The organism is Citricoccus alkalitolerans (assembly GCF_039528175.1).
Taxonomy (GTDB): domain Bacteria; phylum Actinomycetota; class Actinomycetes; order Actinomycetales; family Micrococcaceae; genus Citricoccus; species Citricoccus alkalitolerans.
Map to the genome: position 1 here is coordinate 425,528 of NZ_BAAALH010000002.1, position 23,635 is coordinate 449,162.

At 64.6% G+C, this 23,635-nt stretch carries 23 protein-coding genes; 17 read left to right on the plus strand and 6 right to left on the minus strand.

Annotation, left to right across the window (positions count from 1 at the left end):
• Positions 1-80: 80 nt before the first annotated feature.
• Positions 81-692: a TetR/AcrR family transcriptional regulator gene (locus ABD134_RS07810; RefSeq protein WP_344228388.1), complete on the plus strand. Its 612-nt coding sequence runs from the start codon at positions 81-83 to the stop codon at positions 690-692.
• 348 nt (positions 693-1,040) lie between these two features.
• A complete protein-coding gene (locus ABD134_RS07815) occupies positions 1,041-1,577 on the plus strand; it encodes a 2,4'-dihydroxyacetophenone dioxygenase family protein (RefSeq protein ID WP_344228390.1) in 537 nt (178 codons plus the stop codon).
• A gap of 67 nt (positions 1,578-1,644) precedes the next feature.
• Here ABD134_RS07815 and ABD134_RS07820 read toward each other — a convergent pair whose 3' ends face one another.
• Positions 1,645-1,992: a hypothetical protein gene (locus tag ABD134_RS07820; RefSeq protein WP_344228392.1), complete on the minus strand. Its 348-nt coding sequence runs from the start codon at positions 1,990-1,992 to the stop codon at positions 1,645-1,647.
• Here ABD134_RS07820 and ABD134_RS07825 point away from each other — a divergent pair.
• From ABD134_RS07825 to ABD134_RS07835, 3 genes are all read left to right on the plus strand, one after another.
• Positions 1,991-2,326: a hypothetical protein gene (locus ABD134_RS07825; protein WP_344228394.1), complete on the plus strand. Its 336-nt coding sequence runs from the start codon at positions 1,991-1,993 to the stop codon at positions 2,324-2,326. The genes ABD134_RS07820 and ABD134_RS07825 overlap by 2 nt on opposite strands.
• A 641-nt stretch (positions 2,327-2,967) precedes the next feature.
• Positions 2,968-3,768 (plus strand): SDR family NAD(P)-dependent oxidoreductase, encoded by an 801-nt coding sequence (locus ABD134_RS07830; protein ID WP_344228396.1) that lies wholly within the window; start codon positions 2,968-2,970, stop codon positions 3,766-3,768.
• A 71-nt stretch (positions 3,769-3,839) separates the two neighbouring features.
• Positions 3,840-5,405: an amidohydrolase gene (locus ABD134_RS07835; RefSeq protein WP_344228398.1), complete on the plus strand. Its 1,566-nt coding sequence runs from the start codon at positions 3,840-3,842 to the stop codon at positions 5,403-5,405.
• Between the two features lie 229 nt (positions 5,406-5,634).
• Here ABD134_RS07835 and ABD134_RS07840 read toward each other — a convergent pair whose 3' ends face one another.
• The gene (locus ABD134_RS07840) at positions 5,635-6,378 is read right to left on the minus strand and encodes an SDR family oxidoreductase (protein ID WP_344228400.1); all 744 of its coding nucleotides are present in this window, start codon (positions 6,376-6,378) and stop codon (positions 5,635-5,637) included.
• A 25-nt stretch (positions 6,379-6,403) separates the two neighbouring features.
• Entirely contained in the window at positions 6,404-6,694 is a 291-nt protein-coding gene (locus tag ABD134_RS07845) for an SDR family NAD(P)-dependent oxidoreductase (RefSeq protein WP_344228402.1), read from the minus strand.
• A 191-nt stretch (positions 6,695-6,885) separates the two neighbouring features.
• On the opposite strand from ABD134_RS07845, the gene ABD134_RS07850 reads away from it, so the two are divergent.
• The 3 genes from ABD134_RS07850 to ABD134_RS07860 all read left to right on the plus strand — a co-directional run bounded on the left by ABD134_RS07850 (position 6,886) and on the right by ABD134_RS07860 (position 8,544).
• Positions 6,886-7,563, plus strand: a complete 678-nt coding sequence (locus ABD134_RS07850) for an MFS transporter (RefSeq protein ID WP_344228404.1) — start codon at positions 6,886-6,888, stop codon at positions 7,561-7,563.
• 27 nt (positions 7,564-7,590) lie between these two features.
• Positions 7,591-8,163 (plus strand): TetR/AcrR family transcriptional regulator, encoded by a 573-nt coding sequence (locus tag ABD134_RS07855; protein ID WP_344228406.1) that lies wholly within the window; start codon positions 7,591-7,593, stop codon positions 8,161-8,163.
• 123 nt (positions 8,164-8,286) lie between these two features.
• On the plus strand, positions 8,287-8,544 hold the full coding sequence (locus ABD134_RS07860; RefSeq protein WP_344230784.1) for a putative quinol monooxygenase: 258 nt from the start codon (positions 8,287-8,289) through the stop codon (positions 8,542-8,544).
• Positions 8,545-8,591: 47 nt separating this feature from the next.
• Here ABD134_RS07860 and ABD134_RS07865 read toward each other — a convergent pair whose 3' ends face one another.
• The gene (locus ABD134_RS07865) at positions 8,592-10,199 is read right to left on the minus strand and encodes a potassium channel family protein (protein WP_344228408.1); all 1,608 of its coding nucleotides are present in this window, start codon (positions 10,197-10,199) and stop codon (positions 8,592-8,594) included.
• Positions 10,200-10,638: 439 nt separating this feature from the next.
• Positions 10,639-11,217, minus strand: a complete 579-nt coding sequence (locus tag ABD134_RS07870) for a TetR/AcrR family transcriptional regulator (RefSeq protein WP_344228410.1) — start codon at positions 11,215-11,217, stop codon at positions 10,639-10,641.
• 120 nt (positions 11,218-11,337) lie between these two features.
• Between ABD134_RS07870 and ABD134_RS07875 the strand changes: the two genes are divergently transcribed.
• The 4 genes from ABD134_RS07875 to ABD134_RS07890 all read left to right on the plus strand — a co-directional run bounded on the left by ABD134_RS07875 (position 11,338) and on the right by ABD134_RS07890 (position 15,896).
• Positions 11,338-12,846: an APC family permease gene (locus ABD134_RS07875; RefSeq protein ID WP_344228411.1), complete on the plus strand. Its 1,509-nt coding sequence runs from the start codon at positions 11,338-11,340 to the stop codon at positions 12,844-12,846.
• The gene (locus ABD134_RS07880) at positions 12,847-13,194 is read left to right on the plus strand and encodes a cupin domain-containing protein (RefSeq protein ID WP_344228412.1); all 348 of its coding nucleotides are present in this window, start codon (positions 12,847-12,849) and stop codon (positions 13,192-13,194) included. It abuts the gene before it with no gap.
• A gap of 38 nt (positions 13,195-13,232) precedes the next feature.
• Positions 13,233-14,546, plus strand: a complete 1,314-nt coding sequence (locus ABD134_RS07885) for a flavin monoamine oxidase family protein (protein ID WP_344228414.1) — start codon at positions 13,233-13,235, stop codon at positions 14,544-14,546.
• A gap of 477 nt (positions 14,547-15,023) precedes the next feature.
• Entirely contained in the window at positions 15,024-15,896 is an 873-nt protein-coding gene (locus tag ABD134_RS07890; RefSeq protein WP_344228416.1) for an MBL fold metallo-hydrolase, read from the plus strand.
• Between the two features lie 151 nt (positions 15,897-16,047).
• Here the strand turns inward: ABD134_RS07890 and ABD134_RS07895 are convergent, their stop codons facing one another.
• Complete coding sequence (locus ABD134_RS07895) at positions 16,048-16,512, minus strand: MarR family winged helix-turn-helix transcriptional regulator (RefSeq protein WP_344228418.1); 465 nt, start codon at positions 16,510-16,512, stop codon at positions 16,048-16,050.
• Between the two features lie 56 nt (positions 16,513-16,568).
• On the opposite strand from ABD134_RS07895, the gene ABD134_RS07900 reads away from it, so the two are divergent.
• The 5 genes from ABD134_RS07900 to ABD134_RS07920 all read left to right on the plus strand — a co-directional run bounded on the left by ABD134_RS07900 (position 16,569) and on the right by ABD134_RS07920 (position 23,626).
• A complete protein-coding gene (locus ABD134_RS07900; protein ID WP_344228420.1) occupies positions 16,569-18,227 on the plus strand; it encodes an MFS transporter in 1,659 nt (552 codons plus the stop codon).
• 173 nt (positions 18,228-18,400) lie between these two features.
• Entirely contained in the window at positions 18,401-20,614 is a 2,214-nt protein-coding gene (locus ABD134_RS07905) for a tannase/feruloyl esterase family alpha/beta hydrolase (RefSeq protein WP_344228422.1), read from the plus strand.
• Between the two features lie 315 nt (positions 20,615-20,929).
• Positions 20,930-21,829 (plus strand): MetQ/NlpA family ABC transporter substrate-binding protein, encoded by a 900-nt coding sequence (locus ABD134_RS07910; RefSeq protein WP_344228424.1) that lies wholly within the window; start codon positions 20,930-20,932, stop codon positions 21,827-21,829.
• A gap of 100 nt (positions 21,830-21,929) precedes the next feature.
• On the plus strand, positions 21,930-22,961 hold the full coding sequence (locus ABD134_RS07915) for a methionine ABC transporter ATP-binding protein (protein WP_344228426.1): 1,032 nt from the start codon (positions 21,930-21,932) through the stop codon (positions 22,959-22,961).
• Positions 22,958-23,626 (plus strand): methionine ABC transporter permease, encoded by a 669-nt coding sequence (locus ABD134_RS07920; RefSeq protein ID WP_378108255.1) that lies wholly within the window; start codon positions 22,958-22,960, stop codon positions 23,624-23,626. The genes ABD134_RS07915 and ABD134_RS07920 overlap by 4 nt, the downstream gene beginning before the upstream one ends.
• The last annotated feature ends 9 nt before the right edge of the window (positions 23,627-23,635 follow it).

Consider the following 23,635-nt stretch of genomic DNA (forward strand, 5'->3'; position numbering starts at 1 on the left):
TGTACAGTTTGAGCGTCAAGAGGAAATTGTGTGGTTTTAGAAATCGCGATTCCGGGAAGAACTCACCCTAGAATCGTCCAATGAACAACGAAGTTGAGCGCCCTCCCTACGGCGAGGGACGGAACGCCCTGATGTCAGCGGTCATGCGGATCGTTGCCACGAAAGGGCTTCGGGGCGTCACCTATCGGGCCGTCGCCTCCGATGCGGGCGTCAACCACAACCTCATCAACCACCACTTCGGCTCGCTCGAGGACCTGCTGACCGCCACAATGGAACGGGCAGTCGAGCGGGCAATCGAGAACACGGAACTGGCGCTCTTCGCGGACCTCGACGAACGCTACGCGGATGCGTTGACCGCGTCAGTGGACTCCGAGCCCGAAGTGCACCTGTTCCAGTTCGAGATGCTTCTGGAGGCCCGGCGCCACCCCGAGCGGCGTGAATCATCGCGTCGGCTTTACGACAACTACGTGAAATCGGTCCAAGACGCACTCCGCCGCCGCGGCATGGAGGCCAACGACGCACTCTGCAGCGCAATCTTCGCTGCCATGGACGGACTTATGCTCCAATTCCTGACCATCGGCGACCCTGCAAAGATCAAGGCCGCAGTCATCGAGGTAGGAAAACTGGTCGCCTCTAACCTTGAAGAAGCCCCTCAGGCCAACGACAGCCACCACATGCCTCTTAGGACATAAGAGGCGAACGCCCGCCCACAGATCGTGCGGCTACTTGCCTGTCAACCCACATGCGACTAAGCCGAGTGTGAATCGCCGAGAGAAGGTGCCGGATCTTCGCAGATCTATCTGGCCGCTCGCGCTCAATCGCGTTGTCCGCAGGAGCACAATTGGGTGCCCGGGTTTTGCAACATAGGCCGGGAAGGCTTCGCCCAGGTCTAGGCCTGCCGGAGCGATGAAGCGGGATGAATCGGGCCGCATGGTGTCTGGTACAGACAGTGCAGGCGGCGGGCAGAAGAACCCGTCCCTCCGGGCTCGTCCCTCGTGAGGAGGAGCACATGAGTGCACTATCACCTTGAGGAGGAACACATGCCGGAGCAGCCGAATACAGAGTTTTGGAAGGGCATCAAGCCGATCGAGAACTCGGCGAAGCCACTGTCCCTGCCGGAGATCCATCTGCCGAATGCCGATGACATTGCAGACGAGCGCTACTACGTGCCATTGAGTGAAACCGCGTGGTCAAGACCGCTGTTCATCAGCATCCAAGACAATATGTGGTCCGACATCATGCTGTGCAAATCCGCAGGGCTGGTGCACCGCCACTATCATCCGCGGGAGGTGTTCGCCTGGACCATCTCCGGCAAGTGGGGGTACCTCGAATACGACTGGACCGCCACGGCCGGCTCCTTCGTCTATGAAACCCCCGGTGGCTCACACACGCTGGTGGCTTACGAATCGGATGAGCCCATGCGTACGCATTTCATCGTCCGCGGTCCGTTGATGTGGCTGGACGAGAACGGGGAGTCCACCGGGCATTTCGATGTGCTCGACTACATCGACCTCTGCAAGGACCACTACGAGAAAGTCGGTCTCGGGGCTCACCTGATCGACGAGCTGATCCGCTGACGCACGGGGGACCATTCTTCGTGACCCCCGGCGTCTGGAGCGTGTTGGAAGCGATAGACCCCGGGGGTCATTCCCGTTGTCTCGCGGAATCGGCGATGTGCATGGGCCACGGAGGAGATGCCGCAACCCAGGATGACCTCACGGATCGGGTGGTGCCGGGTGTGCGCGCGAGGAGGTCCGAGCGCAGTTGCTTGAGTCTCTCGAGCAACAGCAGCTGCGACCACGTCATCTGCCGGGCTGCCAGTATCCGGGTGAGCTGCCGCTCCGACAGCGGGATCGCGGCGGCCAGCTGGTGGGCTCGCAGCCCCGGATCGCGGAGGCGCTCCCTGGTTTCCCCGAGGATGTGTTCCCACCACGGTGAGGAAGCGCTGACGGGCATGATGCCGCCCAGCACGGCCTCGACCAGCGCGGACATGGATGGTACGCATCACGACGTCGTGCGGGATCATCATGGCGTAGGGACGATCGGTATCGAAGATCAGCAGATCGCCCCGCTGGGCCGCATGCATCCCGGCCTGGTCGGCCAGGTGGATCTGGCCCTGATCGACGAAGGAGAGTTGAACCAATCCCGTCGGCGACCGCGCCGCATCCAATGCAGTGCGTTGAATGAAATGCGGCTGGCCCTCAATGAGAATCGCCGCGTAGTGTCGACCGCGGATGTTCGTCTGACGAACCACAATGCCACCCGAGGACACGTGGAGCAGGACAAGTCCACCATGGTGCGGGCAGTGAACTGGCGCGCATCCTGACCTTACCGTAGCCCGATTCCGACAGGGTGAAGCTGCCAGCAGGCCGGCTCTTTATCCCTCGGGAGACAAGCCGCCGATGGCAGCTCCAGAACCACTTCGATTCACCTCGTGTCGCCGGCCTCGGCAGCCACCGGACGAAAGGTGAATCCCAGCAATCTCGTTCGTGTCGCGACCGATACAACGGCCTCCAGAAGGCTACGCACCCCGCTTCGTGAGCGGGGCTGGCGGCTCGCTGGCCAAGACCCGTGGGGTCATGGTTCGAACATGGAGGCCAGCGGATGGGCAGAGAATCGATTGACGGGCCAAACTAAACAAACGTATAGTCTTGATCGTGGCGAAGCTCACAAGGCTAGCCACGCATCTCGGGATCATCATCGCGCAGATCCGCGCACCGTAAGCCACACCCCGCCCGTCCGCCTCTTCGAGTTCCGTTGACCCACGGAACAGACGCACCCCTCAGGGGCTGTAGACCTCCGCGCATTGGGGCGCGAGACCCAGAGTCGGAACCCGGGCGGTTCAGCTGCCGTATTGCTGCGCTGAATCACCAGCGTCCTTGTGTCTCCTACCAACGCCGCAGCGGGTCTTACGCGCTCACTCCGTGGCGTCCTGCGCGTCACACAAAGCACGGAAGGTTCAAGAACATGGGGATTGGTGAGAACGGCAACAAGCCGGTTGCGATCGTGACCGGAGGCGGGACGGGCATTGGGGCCGCCACGGCAGCCCTCTTGTCCGAAAGCGGATGGGACGTGGCGATCTGCGGACGCCGTGCGTCCCTTCTGGATAAGGTTGCCGCCGAGACCGGCGCACGCGCAATACCGGTCGACATGAGCGTAGAATCCAGCGCCGAGGAGGTCGTCGGGTCCGTCCTGGACCAGTTCGGTCGAATCGATGGTGTCGTACTCAATGCCGCGATAGCGCGTGCGGGGAGCTTCTCCGAAACCAGCGACTGGCTCTGGCGGGAAATGCTGGAGACGAACCTCGTTTCGGCGGCACGGCTGACCAGGGCGGTCATTTCGCACTTCCCGGACAGCGGGGGCTCCGTTGTCGGAGTGGCCTCGCTGGCCGCACTGAGGGCCAGTTCGTTTCTGAGCGGCTACGCCGCGTCAAAGGCCGGGCTGGGCCTGATGTTGCAATCCGTCGCGGTGGAGTTCGGCAAGGCGGGGGTGCGCGCGAACCTTGTCTGCCCCGGGCTGGTCAAGACGGAAATGTCTGCTTCCTCCCTGTCGGCCGTGGCGGAGAGAGACGGGGTCTCCCTCGACGCCGCCTATGACCTTGCCACCCGACCCGTACCCCTGCGGCGCGCGGGGGCCTCTTCCGAGATCGCCTCAGTCATCGCCTTCCTCCTTTCCGAGGGAGCCTCCTATCTCACCGGAACCATCATTCCCGTGGACGGCGGTGCCTCGGCGGTCGACGTAGCGGCCCTGGTCTACGAGGACAACTAGAACGGTTCAGACCCTCACAACCCGGACACACAATCCGGCCCACGAGGGGTCGGCATGAAAGGAACGAATCGGTGACGACAGCGTTCATCAACGGAAAGTTTTACACCGTCAACCCGGACCAGCCGTGGGCCGAAGCACTCCTCGTCGATAAGGGCAAGATCCGCGCGATCGGCAGCGAAGACGAAGTCCGGTCCATCGCATCTCCGGAGACGGACTTCGTGGACCTTGGAGGCAAGATGGCCATGCCGGGGATCCACGACGCCCACCTGCACTTGCTTTTTAGCGGACTCAAGTTCCAGTTCGAGGCCCGCCTCACTCCCGGCGCCGACGCCGCACGGATCATCGAGGAACTCCGGTCTTGCCACTGCCACGGACCCGTCGATGCCGAAGGCAACGAATGGCTCATCGGCGGTGAGTACTTTCCCCAATCGTTCGGCGAGGATCCCCCCAGCAAGGACTTCCTGGACGAAGCGTTCCCCACCCGCCCTGTCTTCCTGTACGACTACTCGATCCACCACGGTCTGGCCAACACTCGAGCGTTGGAGCTGGCAGGCGTCGAGGAATCAACCCAAGACTCCGCTGGCGGCCGGCTCGTTCGCGACGCCACCGGACGCCTCACGGGCGAACTGGTTGAACAGGGCCGCTGGCCCGTCCTGCGCGCCATCCCCAACTACCCCGAACAAAATGCCGTCGAGGCCGTGTCTTGGGCCATATCCATGTGCCACAAGTACGGCATCACTTCCGTGCAGGAGGCATCGGCAAACCCCCAGACGCTCAAGGCGCTTCGAACGTTGGATGAGGACGGATCTATGGGACTGCGGGTCGCGGCGCACCTGGTCTGGCGGGAAGAGGGCTTCGGCGGCGCCAGCCGCGAGGAACTGGACCGGCTCATTGAGGAGCGAGAATTGTGGCGTACTCCCCACGTCGACCCGGGGTTCATCAAGATCTGGCTCGACGGCGCTCCGCTGCCTCCCCACGCGACCCAGGCCGGCCTCACCGAGCAGAACACGGTCGATGAGTCGAGTATCCTCGTGGCCCGGGGCGAGCTCATCGACGCCCTGACCGGCTTCGATACCCAGGGCCTCACGGTCAAGATCCACTGCGCGGGCGAGGGCGCCATCCGCACGGCCCTCGACGCCATCGCGGCCGTGCGGGAACGGAACGGGACGGACGGCCCGGTGCACGAAGTGGCGCACGCCGGCTTCATCAGCGATCAGGATTACGACCGGCTGCACGCACTGAACGTAACAGCCGAAATGTCTCCCGCGTTGTGGCACATCCCCGAATACGGCCTGCAATCTGGCTTCAAATTCGCTTCCGTCTTGGAGCACGGGGCCACAATGACGGTGGGGTCGGACTGGATCATCACCGAGAACCCCAACCTCTTCCCCGGATTGCAGGGCATGCTCGAACACGGCACGGAGTCCATTGACCTCCCCCGCGCCCTCCACGCCGTCACGCTGGCCGGGGCCAAAGCCATCAACCGTGCCGAGCACCAAGGCAGCCTGGAAGTGGGCAAGACAGCGGACTTCATCGTCCTTGACCGCAATCTCTTCGAGATCCCGCTCGAGAAGATCGGCGGCACCGAGGTTCTTCGTACTGTCTTCGAGGGATGCACAGTGTTTCAGCCGATCTAATCTGCTATGCGGAACGCAGCAAACCTGTGCATTCGGATGATCTGGACGGCGTGCTCGAGAGTGGCTTGACCACGGCCCGCATCGACGGCGGTAAGGATGTCTACAGCGATCTAAGTCCTTACGGCTGAGGCACCCGAGAACGTCATCGGGCCCTGAACGAAGCAAAGCGTTCAGGGCCCGACACGTCACCAGCGCCGAATTCGAAGAGCGGGCAGACTCAGGAGCCGGTTCAGATGGCGCCGCCGTTGGCTCGGATGACCTGCCCATTCACCCAGTGTCCAGCCGGGCTCGCAAGGAAGGCGATGGTGTCGGCGATGTCCTCCGGACGTCCGAGCCGCTCCAGCGGGGGAATCTTCGCGAAATGATCCAGCTCCTCTTCGGTCTTGCCGTCGAGGAACAGCGAGGTGGCCGTGGGTCCTGGAGCAACGGTATTGACGGTGACGTCGCGCCCGCGCAGTTCGCGGGCCAAGATGAGCGTGGCAGCTTCCATCGCCCCCTTCGTTGCGGCGTACGCAGCGTAACGGGGCAGCTGAGAGCTTGTAACGGAGCTCGACAGGCCAATGAGCGCTCCCCCGGGACGCAACCGCCGGGCAGCTCGTTGCGCAACGACGAAGAAGCCGCGGATGTTGCTGCGGTGCATATCGTCGAGGATATCCAGGTCGAACTCAACGAGAGAACCGAGATCCATGCGGCCCGCCGAATGCACAAGCACGTCAACGCCACCGAATCGAGTAGCGGTGTCATTGAAGAGATCGACGACGGCGCGCTCGTCGGCAACGTCAGCCTGAATGGCGACGGCGGTGCCACCGTTGTCCGTGATGGACTGGACGGCGGCTTCGGCCACCTCGGCATCGTGTGCATAGTTGACCACAACGGCGTAGCCATCGCTGGCCAGCCGTTGTGCGGTAGCGGCACCGATGCCCTTCGAGCCGCCTGTGACGATCGCAACGCGGTGTACGGAGTTCTTAGTCATGCTTGAGTTACCTTCCTTCTTGTGCTCAGTACGCGGAGAGTCCGCCGTCGATGGGTAGCGCGATGCCAGTGATGTAGGTGGAGCGCGACGACATCAGCCAGACCACTGATTCAGCGATCTCTTGGGGATCAGCGAGGCGCTTTTGGGCCTGATTGGCGACGAGGTCTTCGCGGGACTTGGCGGACAGTTCCGCCAGCATCGGAGAATCGACAGCGCCTGGGGCGACGGCGTTCACACGAATGCCCCGCTCGGCGTACTCGGTCGCGACCGAACGCGTCAGCCCGACGACGGCGTGCTTTGAACGCTCGATGTGCACCTGACCCCGAGGCTTGCGATCAGAGCAGCAGTCTCCTCGAGACGTCCCTTCTGCCCGGGCAAGTCCGCGACGACAACACCGGCGCCCTCGCGCGCCAGAACCATCGCCGTGGCCCGCCCTTTACCCCCGGCCGCCCCGGTGACGAGGCCCCTCATTCCTGCAACCAGCACTTGTTTACTCCTTTTCACGCGATGGCCGGTCAGGTTGTCCCGACGGCCAATGTGCACCTATCGTATGGCTACCGACCGTTAGTTAGCGAAGCCCAATCTACCCACAAGAATTTCTATTACTGTCATCAACCGAGCCCCCCGAGTAGGGGTCTAGCAGCATCGGTGTGGGCGTCAACAACCACTGATATGAGCATGCTTCTTGTCGCCCGCGCAGTGCAGGGATTAGCCGCCTCTCTGACACTCGTGGTGGCCATGAGTACTGTCCTCGATCGATTCGAGGGTGCGCAGGCAGCTCAGCTTTTCGCCATGCTGATGACTGTTCAGAGCCTGGCTCCGGTTCTTGCCCCGTCGGTCGGCGGCATCATCGACGCCGCCTTCGGCTGGCGCGCGGTGTTTCTGGTGCTCGCCGGCCTGGTGGTGGCCGGCATGGTTGTGGCCCTCTTCGGTGTCGGCGTCGCCGAATCGACACTCATGGCCCTGGCCATGTCGTCTCGGCGAACCGCATTGGGGTCCACTGCCGCGCTGCTCGGTGCATTCCAAATGGTCATCGCTTCGATGTCCACCCCGATCGTCGGTAGCATCGTTCAGGCTGGCGCAGCTCCGTGGTTGATCTTCCTCCTGGGCTCAGGAGTAGTCGCGCTCATCATCGTGGCTCTCAGCGCTGGACGTGCACCCGCTGTCAGCGATCTGGCGCACTGACCCCACTGAAGCAGAGAGACAGGGACCATGACACTCAGCCCCGCGGCGCTGCGCATCTGTAGGATCGCCGTCGAGCAGTTGGCCGAGCGCGGCTACGACGGCGCGTCCCTCGGTGACATTGCGCAGGCCGCTGGCATGCGCAAGGCATCCTTGTACTCCCATTTCAAGAGCAAGGACGACCTGGTTGGCCGGGTTCTGAGCATCGCTCTCGAGCAAGAGCGTTCGTTCGCCACCGACGCGTTCGCTGCCGACACCGCTTCTCTGCCCGGCGAGAAGTATCTTGCCCGCATCGGAGAACGGTTCATCGCCTCAGCTGAGTTGCGGTTCCTGCTCCGCACCGCTTATGCGCCACCAGTGGCTATTCGCGACCACATCATTGCCACGTATGCCACTTTCAATGACCACATACGCACACTTTTCGCGTCCAACCTTGGCGCGGGATTCTCCGCAGAGACGCGGGAAGTCCTCATGGAGGGCTACCTAGGCATCGTCGATGCTGTCCAAGTCGAGCTTCTCTACGGCCCAACGCGCCTCCTCGAACGTCGGCGCGCTGCGCTATGGACTCTGCTGACGAGCTTCGCGACTTCGCGCGGCAATTAACTCCCCCAAGCGCAGCAGCCGGACCAGGTGCACCACACCTCGAATATCAGCCTTGCCCCAGTCACCTGAGGGATGCTGCTATCGATCCAAGGCGGCGAGCACGCGCCGGACCCCGTGGTTGCGATGGATCCGGACCGGGCCGGACCCGGTGGGTGGATCGATTCTCGCAGCCTGGAGGACCCGAACGAGTTCGTGCTTATGGAGGCCTTCCGCGATGGGGCGGCCGAAGCCCACGTCACCAGCGCGCATTTCGCCGCTGGATTGGACGCAATGCGACCGGTACTAGCGGCCACCCCGAAGATCATCAGCCGACAGATCGATGGCGAGGGCTGGGAAGAGATGGGCGAGCTACAGATCGACTTATCCGAGCCTGCACCCTAGTCGTGGCGGGTCGGTCGAGGGACGGCACCCTGGCCCGTCGATGCTTTTCAACCCGCGTAGCGGTCCACGAACCGTTGCTCGGCAGCTTCTTCACCGATGAGCAGCAACTCTGCGTTCGACGGGAGCAACTCGTTCTGGTCGGGAATCTGGAACCGTCCCTCCCGCACGAGGGCCACGACCTCGCAGCCGGTTCGGGCCCCGACATTGGCGTCGTTTAGGGTGCGCCCGCGCAGCGCACGCGGGACTGGGGCGCGGAACACGTCAATGCCTTCGGCCACCACAAGGCGTGGCCTCCACCCAAGGATGTTCCAGATTGTTGATGCTCCGATGGACGCGTAGGACAAGACTGCGTCCGCACCTGCACGATGCAGAGTAGTGACGTTGCGTTCACGCGTCGCTCTGGCGATTACTTGCAGATCAGGCTCAAGTTTTCGCAAGTACAGCGTCAGGTATACATTGACGTCGTCTTCGTGGGTAGTCACCAGGACGGCGGCAGCGTCACGCAAGCCGGCACGTTCGAGGACGTTGATATCCGCCGCGTCGCCTACAACATAGGTTCGTCCGGGCTGGACCCGCTCCGGGCGCTTCTCTACGATCACCGGGTGAATACCGACCTCTTCCAGTGACTCAGCCGCCGCGCGCCCGACACGACCGCCGCCTATCACCAGCACCGGGCGGTCCAGGGTTGTGTCCTCGGCGAGGATCGCATCGTACTTGGACAGTTGCTGTACCGAGCCGGCCAGCACCAAGATGCTCCGCGAGGTCAGACGGGCATCAGGGCTGGCAACGGAGAAGGCACCCTTCTCTCGCACGCCCAGGATGTTGAGATCAGGATGGTCGTACACGCCGGTTTCCGCAAGGGTCTGACCGGCTAGTGGAGTACCCCTGACATTGGCCTCGGCAATGCACAGGTCGCCGAACTCGCCGATGACGTGGGAACGGGTGTCGACACCAACAACCCGTTGCGCCAGGGCCTGCCCCAGGTTCTTTCCGAGCTGCACGACTTCAGTACAACCAGCGAGTTCAAGGATAGGAACTGACGCGCCGGCATTCGCTGTTGCGACGACTGCTACATGGGGGGAAATCTCGCGAACGGTGAAAGCGACGTTGGTGTTCGTCGTATCAGGTCGGGTGGTAACGACCATGGAAGCCTTGTCAACGCGAGCCCTACGATAGGTTTCCGGATCGTCAAGGTCCCCGAGCATGACCTCATAACCGCTGTTTTGAAGCCTTAAGGCCTCCGTCAGCTCGGGCACGAGGAGCACGTAACGTGCTCCTTCGTGCTTGGCCAACTGGCAGAGAGCATCGGTCACGACATCCAGTCCAGTCATGACGATATGGTCTTCCATGCCTTCCCTGACTCTGCGTGGCACCCGAGCCGCCTCGAGACGATCCAAAAAGGGACGGACGATGAACTGGATGATCAGGAATGGCAGCAAGACAAGAATGACGGTGACACCGGAGACGAGGACGACCGAGGTGAAGACATGACCCATCTCAGAGTCGAAGACAATGTCGCCATATCCCAAAGTCGACATCGTCACGAGAGTCCAGTACACGCTGGTGGACCATGAATACTCACGCCCCTCCACGCTCATCAGATACTGAAAGAGTGCGCTGTACACCACCACAATGAGCACAACGACCAGCAACATCAACACAGCCAAACGCACGTTGCGCCCCCGCGGAGATCTAGCAAATCTCGCCACTAAAGGTCTTGGCGTTCTCATGAAGTCCTTTTCCCCTCAACAAACGGCACATTGCAGCCAAACACCGCGGGTGCCCTGCCAGTACAGCAGAAACGGTCACGGAACAGTGAATGCTCCCCTCACATGTGTGAAGACAAGGGTCTGCTGCACTTTTAGGTGGAGATTCCCGTTGCGGCGATGAGCCGGGTTCAGGTTCACTGACAATCAATGAGACCTGCCAAGAGATGATCTCCAACCCCTCAGAGGGGTGCCCAGCCAACCCCGGTTCGACTTCTCCTCTGCAGGGTGCAGTGGAAGTTCGCCATAGATGGACGAAGCGCCACTGAGGTTCTCCATCGTGGCCAGGGAAAGCAGGGAGCCTACGATGAGATATCCGCTCTAGCCGTCAAGATGGCTGGTGACTGCGGGTAAGGTTCGCTTCGAGCAACTGGCCAACGCATTCGATGGCGTCGCGGACGCTCTCGGGGTAGGCGACGGTCAGTTGTTGGATGACCAGCCCGTCCAGCGCAGCGAAGATCGCCCGGGCTAGGTGGCGAGTGTTGTGGTGACCCTGTTTGACGAGCGCCAGTTCAAGTGCGCGAATATAGCCTTCATACAGAGCAACGGCCTTTTCCCTCAGGTCGGGACGTCGCCGGGATTCTAAGACGAACTCGTACTGGAAAACCTGTAGTTGCGGCTCGCTCGAGACCAATTCAACCAGCGCGCTGGCGAAGTCCTTGTCGATCGTTTCAGTCTCAGACAGGTCACTGAGTCGGATCGCCCGGGCGGTGGCCCAGGCCACGGCCTCGTCCAGCAGGTTGTCTTTGGTTCCGAAGTGGTGGCTTATCAGGGTGTTGGTGACTCCCGCCCGCTCGGCCACGGCACGAAGGGTCAGACCGCGCAGGCCATGCTCTGCCACGACTTCGACCGTGGCCGCGAGCAGCGCCTCGCGGCCCTCGCCGTACTTGTTCGCCCGTGGTGCCACATCCCAAGTCTATGTGCCCCCAGGAACCCTTGACAGACGAACTGAGCAAGCGCATAGTTTTAACGTGATGCACCTCACGTTCCAGCCGACATCCCGGCGTCCCTTCCGAAAGGCTTGATCATGAGTGATCAGCTCGGCTCCATTCCCACAGCTCTCGGCTCCATTCCCACAGCTCCCGCTGCACTTCATCGAACCTTGCGTTGGCAGGATGCCTTTGCGCTGGCCATGGCGGTCTCCGGCGGACTGTTCGTGTCGTTTGGCCCGACCATGGCCGCCATCGGTGCGTTGTCGGCCATGGTCATCTGGGCACTGGCGGCCGGGATCGGGTGGGCGCAGAACCACCTCTTCGCGGAGATGGCCTCGATGTTCCCGGACAAGCCCGGAGGTGTGCCGGTCTACGCCCATGAAGCATGGAAGGGACGGTTCGCCCCGGCTGGTGCGCTGGCCACCTTTGGTTATTGGTTCGGCTGGTCCGCTGTGATCTCCATCGTGTCCCTGACCGCCGGCGGCATCATCCAGGCCCGGTGGTTCCCCGAGGCAACCGGGGCCTTGGACCTGGGCGTCCTGCAGATCGGTGTTGGTCAACTCATCGCGATCGGGCTCATTCTGGCCCTGATGGTCCCCAACCTCTTCGGCGCCCAGCCGGCGGCCTGGGTCAACAAGGTCTTCGGGGCTCTGTTGCTGATCCCGCTGCTCGTCTTCGTGGTCGCTCCCCTCATCAGCGGAGAATGGGAAGCCGCCAACCTGTCCTGGGGCTTGGGGCAGCCTGGCGCCGACCACTGGGGCGGGTGGCAGGACGCCATCGTTTGGCTCTACCTGGTGGGCTGGACCGCCTACGGCACGGAGATGTGCGCAGCCTTCACTCCCGAGTACCGCAGCACCAAAGACGCCCGGCGCGCGCTGTCTAGCTCGGGGGCCTATACCTTCATGATGTTCGCCCTCGTCCCCATCGGAGTGGGCGGGCTCATCTCCCAGGGCGAGGCTGCCGCAGATCCGACCGCGGTCTTTGTCAACGGCTTCGCCTCTGTGCTGCCAGCCGGCTTCGCCGGAGACGCCGCACTGGTGATCACCATCGGTGCGCTACTGATGGGAGTGAACGCCAGCATGGCAGACGGCTCCCGCGCACTGTACGGAGCCGCCGTGGACCAACTGGTGCCCCGCCAATTCGAGGCTCTCAACCGCCACGGCGTGCCGGCTCGGGCCATCGTGGCCGCCGTGATCATGAACGTGCTGCTGGTGCTATTCGTCTCCAACCCCATCTCGATCCTGGTGGCCGCCAACATGGGTTACCTATTGGCCATCCTGCTGGCCGTGAGCGGATTCCTGATGCTGCGCCGGGATCGTCCCCACGCCCAGCGTCCCTTCAAGCTCGGCCGCTGGGCGGTGCCCCTGGCCGCGGTGCTCAGCATTTACGGCGCTGCCGTCTTGATCATCGGGGCCGCCTCCTCCGAACTCTCCGGCTACGGCGGCCCGCTGGAACTGGCCATCGGCGCGGGCATCCTACTGCTCTCCCTGGTCCTGTTCACCTACAGGCGGCGCATCCAGGACCGGCTCCCGCTGCTACGCGAACCACCGCCACTGCCCGCCCCTCTGACCACACCCGACCACACAAGACACACCGACGTCTAGATGGAGAACACCACCATGTCCCACGTCTTCTACGCCCACCACGACGCCACGGCCTTCGAGCCCTTCGACCTGGGAAACGTCCAGTGGCTGCGCCGCCCCGGCGACAACGGCAACGAGGCCCTGTCGGCTGGCATCTGGCAGGTCAGCCCCGAGGAAGCTTCCGACCCCTTCGACCTGCCGATCGAGCAGGACGAGACCATCTACATCGTCTCCGGCCACATCCGCATCGAAGTGACGGACGGGCCCACTCACGACCTGACCGCCGGATCCATGGCATCCCTCTCCCGCGGGGCGATGACCCGTTGGACCATCCTCGAACCCACCGTCGAGTTCTTCGTCTACACCTGAACCCCGGTCCCTGACCACGAAGGAGTACCACCCCCCCCATGGAGACCACTGATGTCATCGTTGTCGGCGCCGGCTTCGCCGGGCTCACCGCTGCCCGCGAGCTCACCACCCGCGGCCACAGCGTGACCATTTTGGAGGCACGCGACCGCATTGCCGGACGCACCCATCTGGAGGAGCGCCTGGGCCGGAACCTGGAACTCGGAGGGACCTGGGTGCACTGGACCCAGCCCTATGTCTGGTCCGAACTGGGTCGCTATGGCATCGGCGTGGTCTCCGGCCCGGAGTTCACCAAGGCCTACTGGACCACCGCCGGGAGGACTGAGGATCTGTCCGCGGACGAGTTGCTGGCCCGGCTGGAAGCCCCGAACCAGGCGCTGCTGGCTGAGGCGCGCCGCTACTTCCCCCTGCCCTGGTCGCCGCTGTCCAACTCCGAGATCGATCAGATCGACGGCATCACCCTCTCCGAAGCGATCGACCGTCTGGGCTTGCCGGAGGACGAACGTCAGCTGCTGCGCACGTTCTGGACGCTGAACTTCAACGGCAAACTGGACCAAGCAGCTTTCACCCAGGCCCTGCGCTGGGTCGCTGCTGCCTCCGGGTCCTGGCAACTGATGTTCGAAACCTGTGCCACCTTCAAGGTCGACGGCGGCACCCGCCGGCTGGCCGAAGCCATCCTCGCCGACTCCACCGCCGGCCTACGGCTGAACCACCCAGTCACCGCCATCACCCAGGACCAGGCCGGAGTGGTGGTCCGCACCGAAGATGGCAGCGAGTTCTCCGCCCAACAGCTCGTGCTGGCCCTACCGCTGGGCGTGCTCAACACCCTCGAGATCACGCCGGCGCTTTCCCCCGTCAAGCGAGCTGCCGCCGATCGTGGGCAGGCAGGACGTGGCGCCAAGGTCTGGATCAAGGTCGCCGGCCGCCAGGAGCGATTCGTCGCTTTCGGCCCGGAGGACGCACCACTGAATTTCGTCCAGGCGGAATACCTCGATGAGGACACCACCACCTTGGTCTGCTTCGGCCCAGACGCCCTCGCCGTGGACATCAACGACGTCGTCGGTGCCCAGCGCATGCTGGACACCCTCGTTCCCGGTCTGGAAGTCCTCGAGGTCACCGGGCACAACTGGGTAGACGACGCGTATGCCCGCTCCACCTGGCCGATGCACTACACCGGGTACCTCACCGGCTCCCTGGCCGAGCTCCAGCGCCCCGAAGGTCGGATTCATCTGGCCGGCTCGGACTTCGCCAACGGCTGGGGCGGCTTCATTGATGGCGCCATCGAGAGTGGCATCGACGCGGCACGCGTAGTCCGCGCTGCTCTGACGTTGCGCACCGCAATGGCTGCGCAGTGAACAGGATCGGCGAGCTCGACGTCTAGGCCCACAAAGCGAAAGTTCGACCCATGACGAGTCGGACTCGCCCCACATCAACCACTCAATGACCCTCAACCACTGGAGAGACCGATGACCAGTCAACCATCTTCGAACCCGACTGGACCGTCCCGTCGTTCGCTTCTGCTCGGCGGAGGGGCTGCCCTTGGCGCACTACCCCTACTCTCAGCCTGCGCCGAACCGACCCAGGCCGAAACGAGCTCCACCGCGAGTGCCACCGCGACCAGTTCAGAATCCGCAGCCAAGATTCCACAGGACGCCCGCCTGCCCTGGGTCCAAACCGCCCATCACCAGAACGACACGCGCCCCAACGGTACCCACCTGATCACCTTGGGCGTGAGCGGCGGGCCGGGCTGGTACCCCGCCAGTGAACACTGTGGCATCGGCACGGCCATCGTCGTCGGAGGACGGACCTACCTCGTCGACGCCGGAGACCGAGTGCCCGAGCAGTACATGCGGGCCAATCCCAACCAACAGGAGACCTTTGAGGAGTTCTCCAGTCTTGCCGGAGTGTTCCTCACCCACCTGCACTCCGACCACACCATCGACTACTTCAAACTGTTCAACTACGCCTGGTGGCACGGCATCGGACAGGTTCAAGAGCCCATCACCGTGCGAGGACCCGGCCGCCGGGAAACGCTCACCCGCGCCCTCGACCAAGAGCACGCCCCTGGGCCGTTCAACCCCGACAATCCGATGCCGGGCACCGTGGATATGACAGATGCGCTCTTCGCTGGGTATGCCACCGACATCAACGATCGACAGCGCGACAACGGCCTGCCAGTATTGCGTGATTTGCTGGATGTCCAGGACATCGTCATTCCCGGGGCCACTACCCAGTGGGAGTCCATGGAGCAGATGCCCAGCATGGACCCGTTCACCGTTCACGAGGACGATCGTGTCAAGGTCACCGCAATCGCCGTCAACCATTTCCCGATCTACCCTGCCCTGGCGTTCCGCTTCGACACGGACGACGGCTCCATCGTTGTTTCCGGCGACACCGGTCCCACACCCAATCTCATCACCCTCGCACAGGACGCGGACGTCCTCGTGCACGAAGTGATCGACGAAACCTATATCGACACGGTCTTTGCGGACCAGGAAGGCATCGCCCAACATCTACGCAAAGCCCACACTCCGGCCACACAACTAGGTCCCATCGCCGAAGAAGCCGGCGTCTCCACGCTAGTGCTCCACCACCTCGTACCCTCGGAACCGCCGATGGAGCGGTTCATGGCAGCCCGCGATGGCTTCAGCGGCAATTTCCATATCGCTACCGAACTCGACGTCATCCCCGTACGTCAGCCGTGAACCATGCCGCCACCATCACTGCGACTTCACATCATGAGATGCCCCGGGAGCAGTGATGGTGGCGGCCGGCGTTGCGATGCTGATCCCGGCGTGGGCGCTAGCGCGGGGGCGGCCTGGTCCACGTCCTGACGCAGCCAAGGACACACTCACGTCAGAAGCGGGGCCACGTCCTTCCGGAGCGGTCCTCGATCGAGCGGTTGAATCTGCCCAACAACGTTGCGAAGGTTTCCCGGTCCTGCTGACTCCACTGCTCCAGCAGGTCCTGCAGCACCGCCCTGCTGCCCCGCCGCTCCTCATCCACGGCCGACTCCCCGGCCGGTGTCAAACGGAATTTCCGAGCCATGCCGCCGTCCGGGTCCGGGATGCGTTCGGCGTGTCCATCGCGCAGTAGCGCGGCCGTCTGCCGGTTCAGGGTCGAGGCGTCCAGCCCCGTGATCGCGGACAGTTCACCGATACTGGCCGGCCCGCCCGCCTGGAGCAACGTGAGCAGGGTGTAGGCGCTCTGGTCCAGAACGCCACCGGTGCGTCGCGACCGTCCGGACATCTCCGACTGATGACGGGAGAAGACCAGGCTCTCGTACTCAATGCTCGCGATCTCGGTGTCTGCATCATTCATTCCCTCAGGATGCCACAGCATTAGTGCATCATGCATATCAGATGTAGCATGCATGAGTGCCTTTCCCAGATCCGCAGACCAGCGCGGCCAGCGCTCCGCAGGCCGTCCCAGAGTCCACCCCGCGGCCCACTCCTGCGAACGACCCGTCCGTGAACCCGCGGTTACTCGTCGCAGTGCTCGCCGCCACCGGCATCGTGGTGTCCCTGGCGCAGACACTCGTGGTACCGATCCTGGGTGAGCTGCCCGTTATCTTCGGCACAGACGTCGCCACCGCCTCCTGGGTGATCACGGTGACCCTGCTCGTCGGCGCCGTGAGCACGCCGGTGATGGGCCGGCTGGCGGACCTGTACGGCAAGAAGCGGATGATGCTGGTGGCGGTCATCCCCTTCATCGTCGGCTCCATCGTCTGCGCCCTCGCCACCGACGTGGTGGTCATGATCCTCGGCCGCGGCCTCCAGGGCCTGGGAACCGGCATGATCCCGCTGGGCATCTCTCTGATCCACGATGTCCTGTCCAAGGAGAAGGCCGGCTCGGCCATCGCCCTGATGAGCTCATCCATGGGCATCGGCGGCGCCCTCGGCATCCCGGTGGCCGCAGCCATCGCCCAATTCGCCAGTTGGCGCGTGCTCTTCTGGGCGACGGCGGCCATCGCCGTGGCCACGGCCGTCGCCATTGCCCTGATCGTTCCCGCACTCCGCCCCGCGGCCCGTCCCGTGATTGCCGACGGCCCCAGCGCGGCCGGCACGGCAGATGGGCCTCTGCCGGCAAGCCCGGTCGGCAAGCCCGCCGGCTTCGACGTGGTCGGCGCGATCGGCCTGGCCTTGGGGCTGACGGCCCTGCTGCTGGGCATCTCCAAGGGTGCCGAATGGGGGTGGGGCAGCGTCTTGACGCTGGGCAGCCTGGGGGTGGCCGTCGTCGTGCTCGTGGCCTGGGGCGCCTACGAATGGCGCCGGCCGGGTCCGCTGGTGGACCTGCGCACCACGTTGCGGCCCGTGGTGCTGCTGACGAACCTCGCCTCGGTACTGTTCGGCTTCAGCATGTATGCGATGAACCTGATCATCCCGCAGGTGATGCAGTTGCCCGTGGACCTCGGGTACGGGCTGGGCCAGACGATGATCCAGATGGGGCTGTGGATGGCCCCCCTGGGGTTGGGCATGATGGCCGTCTCCGGGCTTGGCGCACGGATCAGCTACCACAAGGGGCCGAAGCGCACCCTCACGCTGGCCGGGGTGATCATCGCCGCCGGTTACGGGGCGACCGCACTCATCCTCGCGACCATCGGCAGCCGCGCTCCGGGTCCCGCCGATGGGGCGACGATCCTGTGGACGCTGGTGCTGCTGTGCGCCGCGGGAGCCCTGGTCGGCTGCGGCATCGGCTTCGCCTACGGCGCCATGCCCGCCCTCATCATGGGTGCCGTGCCGGCCACGGAGAAGGCCTCGGCGAACGGGCTCAACGCGCTGATGCGCTCGCTGGGCACCACCATGTCCGCCGCGGTCATCGGCGCCCTGCTCGGGGCCCTGTCCCAGCAGGTCGGCGGTGTCCCGGTGCCCACCCAGACCGGATTCCTGGTGGCCCTGCTGTGTGGTGCCGGTGCGGCGTTGGTGGCGGCCGGCGTCGCGGCGATGATCCCGGCGACGGGACCGGCAAAGAGATGGGCCAAGGGGCCGGCGAATGGGCCGACGAATGGGCCGGAGCCGCGGCAGCCTTCCGCCTGACGGTGTGATCCTTGACACACCCATGGCGCCGGACCAAGGATATGGTCACAGTCCGTCGGCGCTCCCCCGCCCTGGTGCCCACCCTCACTGCTCTCGATGGGTCCCACGGCGGGCGAATCGCGGGGTCCTCCCGCACGGCACCGCCGGAAGCCATCACTCCGGGAGGAACCATCATGTCAAGATTCAAGGACGGTGCACGGCGTCTGGCCTGCACCGTGGCGGCGGCATCTCTGGTGGCGGTGGGCCTCTCGGCCCCGGCCCAGGCCACCGGGTCGACGGACCCGGCAGACGTGGGATCGGGCGGCGCTGACCACTGCTCCACCCTCGCCGGACTGGAGATCGACGCGGGACAGATCGAGGTGCCCACCTCGGGCGCCGTTGTCAACAGCGCCGAACACGTCTCGGACGAGACGGACGGGTCCTACTGCAAGGTGATCGGCAAGACCCTGCCGGTCGATCCGGAAGCCCCCGGCGTGACCTTCCAGGTGAACCTCCCAGACGGCTGGAACGGGAAGTCGCTGCAATTCGGGGGCGGTGCCTTCAACGGCGTACTCGTCACCGGGACCGGCCACCACAGCCTGCAGCCGCAGGACCTCGAGACCCCGCTGGCCCAGGGCTACACGACTCTCGGCTCGGACGGCGGCCACGAGTCGGGGGGCGGCTTCGACGCCGAGTTCGCCCTCAACGAGGAATCACTGAAGGACTACGGCCTGTACTCCATCAAGAAGACCCATGACGTCTCCGAGATCCTCATGGACACGTACTACGGCCAGGAATCCGAGTTCGCCTACTTCATCGGTGGATCCCAGGGTGGCCACGAGGCCCTGGACGCCGCCGCCCGGTACCCGGACGACTACGAGGGCGTGGTGGCCAACTACCCGGCCTACAACGTCATGATGCTGCATCTGTCCTCCCTGAACGCCGGGCGGGCCATGTATGCCGAGGGCGGCGAGGCCTGGCTCAGCCCGGAGGACACCAAACTGCTGACGGACACCGTCTACGAGGTGTGTGACACCGTGGAGCTCGACGGTGCCGTTGACGGCATCATCTCCAACGTGGCGGGCTGCAACGAGGTCCTGACCATCGATGCGGTCGAGCAGCTGCTGGGTTGCGAGGCCGGTGCCACGGAGGAAGACGCCTGCCTGACACCGGAGCAGATCACCGCGATCGACACCGTCCACTCGAGCTACGTTCCCGGCGTCGAGATCGCCGGTCAGACCGAGGCCAGGCGCTGGCCGATTCTGGAGGGCGCACTCTGGCAGGCCTCGAACTTCGGTGCCGAGCCGCAGCCGTCCAATCCCCTGTCCGGCAGCGAGGGCCTGCTCTACAGCGTCGGCGCCACCAACGTGAAGTACCTGATCACCCAGGACCCGGACTACGACGCCATGGAGTTCGACCCCACGGAATGGGAGGAACGGATCCAGGAGCTGGCGGCCATCACGGACGTCTCCGACGTGAGCCTGGAGCCCTTCTTCGACCGTGGCGGCAAACTCCTCATGACCCACGGCACCGCGGACGACTTCATCAGTCCCCACAACTCGGACGCCTACTGGGAGCAGCAGACCGAAATCTTCGGCGATGAGCTGGCGGACAATGCCCGCTACTACAAGGTCCCGGGACTCGGCCACGGCTTCGGGCCGTTCAACGCCACCTGGGACGGGCTGGGCGTGCTCGCGGGATGGGTGGAGGACGGCACGGCGCCGGGCACCCTGATTGCAGAGGATGCCAATGAGGGCACCGACCGGACCCGGCCGATGTGCCAGTACCCGGCTTGGCCTGAGTACCAGGGCGCCGGATCCGAGGACTCCGCAGACTCCTTCGAGTGCGTGACCACGGAGCCGCTGGCCGATTTCACCGACAATGAGCCCGGATCGGTGTACTACGCCCCGGTGCGGTGGCTGCAGGTGGCGGGGATCACCCAGGGCAATGCCGATGGAACCTACCGCAAGTTCCGGGACATCAGCCGTGGCGAGTCCGTGGCCTTCCTGCAGCGGCACCTCGCTCCGGATGCCGAACCGACCGGGTCCACCTTCCCGGATGTACCCGAGGGTTCGACCTTCTTCACCCCCATCAGCTGGGCCGCCGCCGAGGCGATCACCCTCGGCTATGCCGACGGAAAGTTCAGGCCCGGCCAGTCCGTGACCCGCGGCGAGTTCGCCTCCTTCCTCTACCGCGCTGTGGACCCGGCGCACCAGGGCCCGGAGGAGAGCGAGTTCACGGACGTGGACGCCACCGATACCCACTACGAGGCCATCACCTGGATGGCGTCGGAGGGCATCTCGCAGGGTTACCGTGACGGCTCCTACAAGCCGCACCAGCACATCACCCGGGCCGAGACAGCCACCCTGCTCTACCGGTATCAGTACATGGTGGTCGGCCAGGGGTGACACTCCTCTCGTCGACCAGCTGAGGTGTCAGCCGATGAGCCGGTGAGCCGGTGAGCCGGTGAGCCGGTGAGCCGGTGAGGCAGTCACACCCATCCTGCCCAGCCACAGCAATAATCACTGTGGCTGGGCAGGATCACAGTGGCGGGTGGGTCTGCACCGCGGACGTCACACACCTCCATCTTCGCCCGCACCCTGCAGCACAGGGCCTCCCAGACCCGTGCCTTATCCTGTATGACGGCGTATGACCAGAGCAGCGGACGCAAAACTACGCTTAAACCGGTCTACCACCCCCATTGATCATCAGGAGCTCCAGCTATGTCACGCACCCGCACCCGCGTTCTGTCCCTGTCCGGTATCGCCCTGGCGGGCGCCCTGGCCCTGAGTGCCTGCGGCGGCGGCGATGAGACGGCCGCCGAACTCGGCACCGAGGAGAACCCCGTCCAGCTAGGCGTCGTCGGCGCATCTGAGGCGTACTGGACCACCTACGAGGAGGCCGTGGAGGCCGAGGGCATCTCGCTGGAGATCGTGGACTTCACCGAGTACACGCAGCCGAACCCGGCCCTGTCCGAGGGCGAGCTGGACATCAACCAGTTCCAGCACATCCAGTACCTCGCGGACTACAACGTCGCCGCCGACGACACGCTCCAGGTGATCGGCTCCACCGCCATCTACCCCCTGGGCCTGTACTCGGACAAGCACGATTCCGTGGAGTCCATCCCCGAGGGCGGCCAGGTGATCGTCCCCAATGACACCGTGAACCAGGCCCGTGGCCTGCTGGTTCTGCAGTCCGCCGGACTCATCACCCTGCAGGATGGCGGCAACGCCTCCTCCACCCTCGAGGACGTCATCGAGGAGGAGTCCACGGTGACCGTCTCCGCCTTGGACGCCGCCGCCATCCCCAATTCCCTGCCGGACGTGGACGGTGCCATCATCAACAACGACTTCCTCAACAATGCCGGCCTGACGGGCGATGACGTGCTGTTCCAGGACGACCCCGAGGACGAGACGGCCTTTCCGTACATCAACATCTTCGCCACCACGGACGAGAACGCGGACAACGAGGTGCTCAACCAGCTGGTGGAGATCTACCAGACCAATGAGGACGTCCAGGCCGGGGCGCTCGAGTCCTCCGGCGGGACCGCCGTCATGACCAACACCCCGGTCGAGGACCTGCAGGCCTCCCTCGATGACACCGAAGAGGCACTCCGCAACTAAGGGCCCGACGCCGGCCGCGCACCGCCGCGGCCGGCCGCCGGTCGGCGCCGGGCTGATACCCACACGGCGCCCGATCACCACGGAAGGACAGCCACCCCGCATGCCCCACATCACCCTGCGCGACGTCACCAAGGAGTATCCGCCGGCCAAGCGCGGCGGCGATCCCGTGGTGGCCGTGGACGGCGTCAGCCTCGAGATCGAGCGGGGTGACGTCTTCGGCATCATCGGGTACTCGGGGGCCGGCAAGTCCACCCTGGTGCGCCTCATCAACGCACTGGAACCGGCCACCGCCGGCTCCATCGAGATCGACGGCGTGGACGTGACCCGGTTGTCCGCCACCAAGCAGCGCCAGATGCGCACCGGCGTCGGGATGATCTTCCAGCGTTTCAACCTGCTGAACTCACGCTCGGTGCGCCGCAATGTGGAGTACCCGCTCGAGGTGGCCGGCTGGAAGGGCTCGGACCGCAAGAAGCGAGCCGTGGAACTGCTCGAGTTCGTGGGACTGGCGGACAAGGCGGACAACTACCCCGAGCAGCTCTCCGGCGGACAGCAGCAGCGTGTGGGCATCGCCCGGGCGCTGGCAGCCAACCCGGCGATCCTGCTGGCGGACGAGGCCACTTCAGCCCTGGACCCGGAGACCACGGATGAGGTGCTGGACCTGCTGGCCAAGGTCAACCGGGAGCTCGGCGTGACGATCGTGGTCATCACCCATGAGATGGAGGTCATCGCCCGGATCGCCACCAAGGTGGCCGTGATGGAGCGTGGCCGCGTGGTCGAGCAGGGCGAGACCTATGACGTCTTCACCCAGCCGCAGACCACTACGGCGCAGCGCTTTGTGCGCACCGTGGTGCGGAACCTGCCCACCGGGGACGAGCTGATCGAGCTCCGCTCCCAGCATGAGGGCCGATTCTTCACGATCTCCTTCACCGATGCCGGAGCGAGCGAGGCGCGCGTGTTCGGCGCGCTGGCACGGGCCGGCGTCGACTTCAACCTGGTCTACGGCGGCGTGGACTCCATCCAGGGCCGCGTCTACGGGCTGCTGACGATCGCGGTGCGCGGTGACGCCGCCGCGGTGGATGAGGCGATGCGCTCCATCGGATCGAACGTCACGGTCGAGGAGGTGGCCGCATGAGCATCACCGACCAGGTCGTGGACCTGATGCCGACGCTGCTGGAGCAGACCGGCGTCATGATGTGGATCGTGGCGCTCTCGCTGATCTTCGGCGGGATCGCCGGGACCATCGTGGGCACCGCGCTCTACGTGACCCGCCGTGGTGGGATCATGCAGCAACCGGTGGTGTTCTGGGTGCTCAGCGTCATCGTGAACACCTTCCGCCCCGTGCCGTTCATCATCTTCATCGCGGCCGTGCAGCCGCTGGCGCGGGAGGTGGTGGGCTCCGGCATCGGCAACGACGCCGTGGTGTTCGGCATCTCCATCGCCGCCACCTTCGGCATCGCCCGGCTGGTGGAGCAGAACCTGATGTCCGTGGACCCGGGCGTGATCGAGGCCGCCCGCGCCATGGGCGCCGGCCCTTGGCGCATCATCCGCACCGTGATCCTGCCCGAGGCGCTCGGCCCACTCATCCTGGGCTACACCTTCGCCATCATCTCCCTGATCGACATGTCCGCCGTGGCCGGCATCATCGGCGGTGAGGGCCTGGGCAACTACGCCGTGGCCTACGGCTACCGCCAGTTCGACCCCGTGGTCACGTGGAGCGCGCTGGTCATCATCGTGATCGTGGTGCAGCTGATCCAGGCCTTCGGCAACATCCTGGCCCGCAAGATCCTGCGGCGCTAGGCCTTTCCA

Coding starts and splice junctions, on each gene's coding strand:
- ABD134_RS07865 (WP_344228408.1), bottom strand. CDS start 10,199: ATGTTGCTGGTCGTTGTGCTCATTGTGGTGGTGTACAGCGCACTCTTT.
- ABD134_RS07850 (WP_344228404.1), top strand. CDS start 6,886: ATGGCCGGTCAGGTTGTCCCGACGGCCAATGTGCACCTATCGTATGGC.
- ABD134_RS07840 (WP_344228400.1), bottom strand. CDS start 6,378: ATGACTAAGAACTCCGTACACCGCGTTGCGATCGTCACAGGCGGCTCG.
- ABD134_RS07830 (WP_344228396.1), top strand. CDS start 2,968: ATGGGGATTGGTGAGAACGGCAACAAGCCGGTTGCGATCGTGACCGGA.
- ABD134_RS07895 (WP_344228418.1), bottom strand. CDS start 16,512: ATGAATGATGCAGACACCGAGATCGCGAGCATTGAGTACGAGAGCCTG.
- ABD134_RS07855 (WP_344228406.1), top strand. CDS start 7,591: ATGACACTCAGCCCCGCGGCGCTGCGCATCTGTAGGATCGCCGTCGAG.
- ABD134_RS07875 (WP_344228411.1), top strand. CDS start 11,338: ATGAGTGATCAGCTCGGCTCCATTCCCACAGCTCTCGGCTCCATTCCC.
- ABD134_RS07915 (WP_344228426.1), top strand. CDS start 21,930: ATGCCCCACATCACCCTGCGCGACGTCACCAAGGAGTATCCGCCGGCC.
- ABD134_RS07885 (WP_344228414.1), top strand. CDS start 13,233: ATGGAGACCACTGATGTCATCGTTGTCGGCGCCGGCTTCGCCGGGCTC.
- ABD134_RS07880 (WP_344228412.1), top strand. CDS start 12,847: ATGGAGAACACCACCATGTCCCACGTCTTCTACGCCCACCACGACGCC.
- ABD134_RS07860 (WP_344230784.1), top strand. CDS start 8,287: ATGGATCCGGACCGGGCCGGACCCGGTGGGTGGATCGATTCTCGCAGC.
- ABD134_RS07920 (WP_378108255.1), top strand. CDS start 22,958: ATGAGCATCACCGACCAGGTCGTGGACCTGATGCCGACGCTGCTGGAG.
- ABD134_RS07820 (WP_344228392.1), bottom strand. CDS start 1,992: ATGTCCGCGCTGGTCGAGGCCGTGCTGGGCGGCATCATGCCCGTCAGC.
- ABD134_RS07825 (WP_344228394.1), top strand. CDS start 1,991: ATGGATGGTACGCATCACGACGTCGTGCGGGATCATCATGGCGTAGGG.
- ABD134_RS07905 (WP_344228422.1), top strand. CDS start 18,401: ATGTCAAGATTCAAGGACGGTGCACGGCGTCTGGCCTGCACCGTGGCG.
- ABD134_RS07815 (WP_344228390.1), top strand. CDS start 1,041: ATGCCGGAGCAGCCGAATACAGAGTTTTGGAAGGGCATCAAGCCGATC.
- ABD134_RS07810 (WP_344228388.1), top strand. CDS start 81: ATGAACAACGAAGTTGAGCGCCCTCCCTACGGCGAGGGACGGAACGCC.
- ABD134_RS07910 (WP_344228424.1), top strand. CDS start 20,930: ATGTCACGCACCCGCACCCGCGTTCTGTCCCTGTCCGGTATCGCCCTG.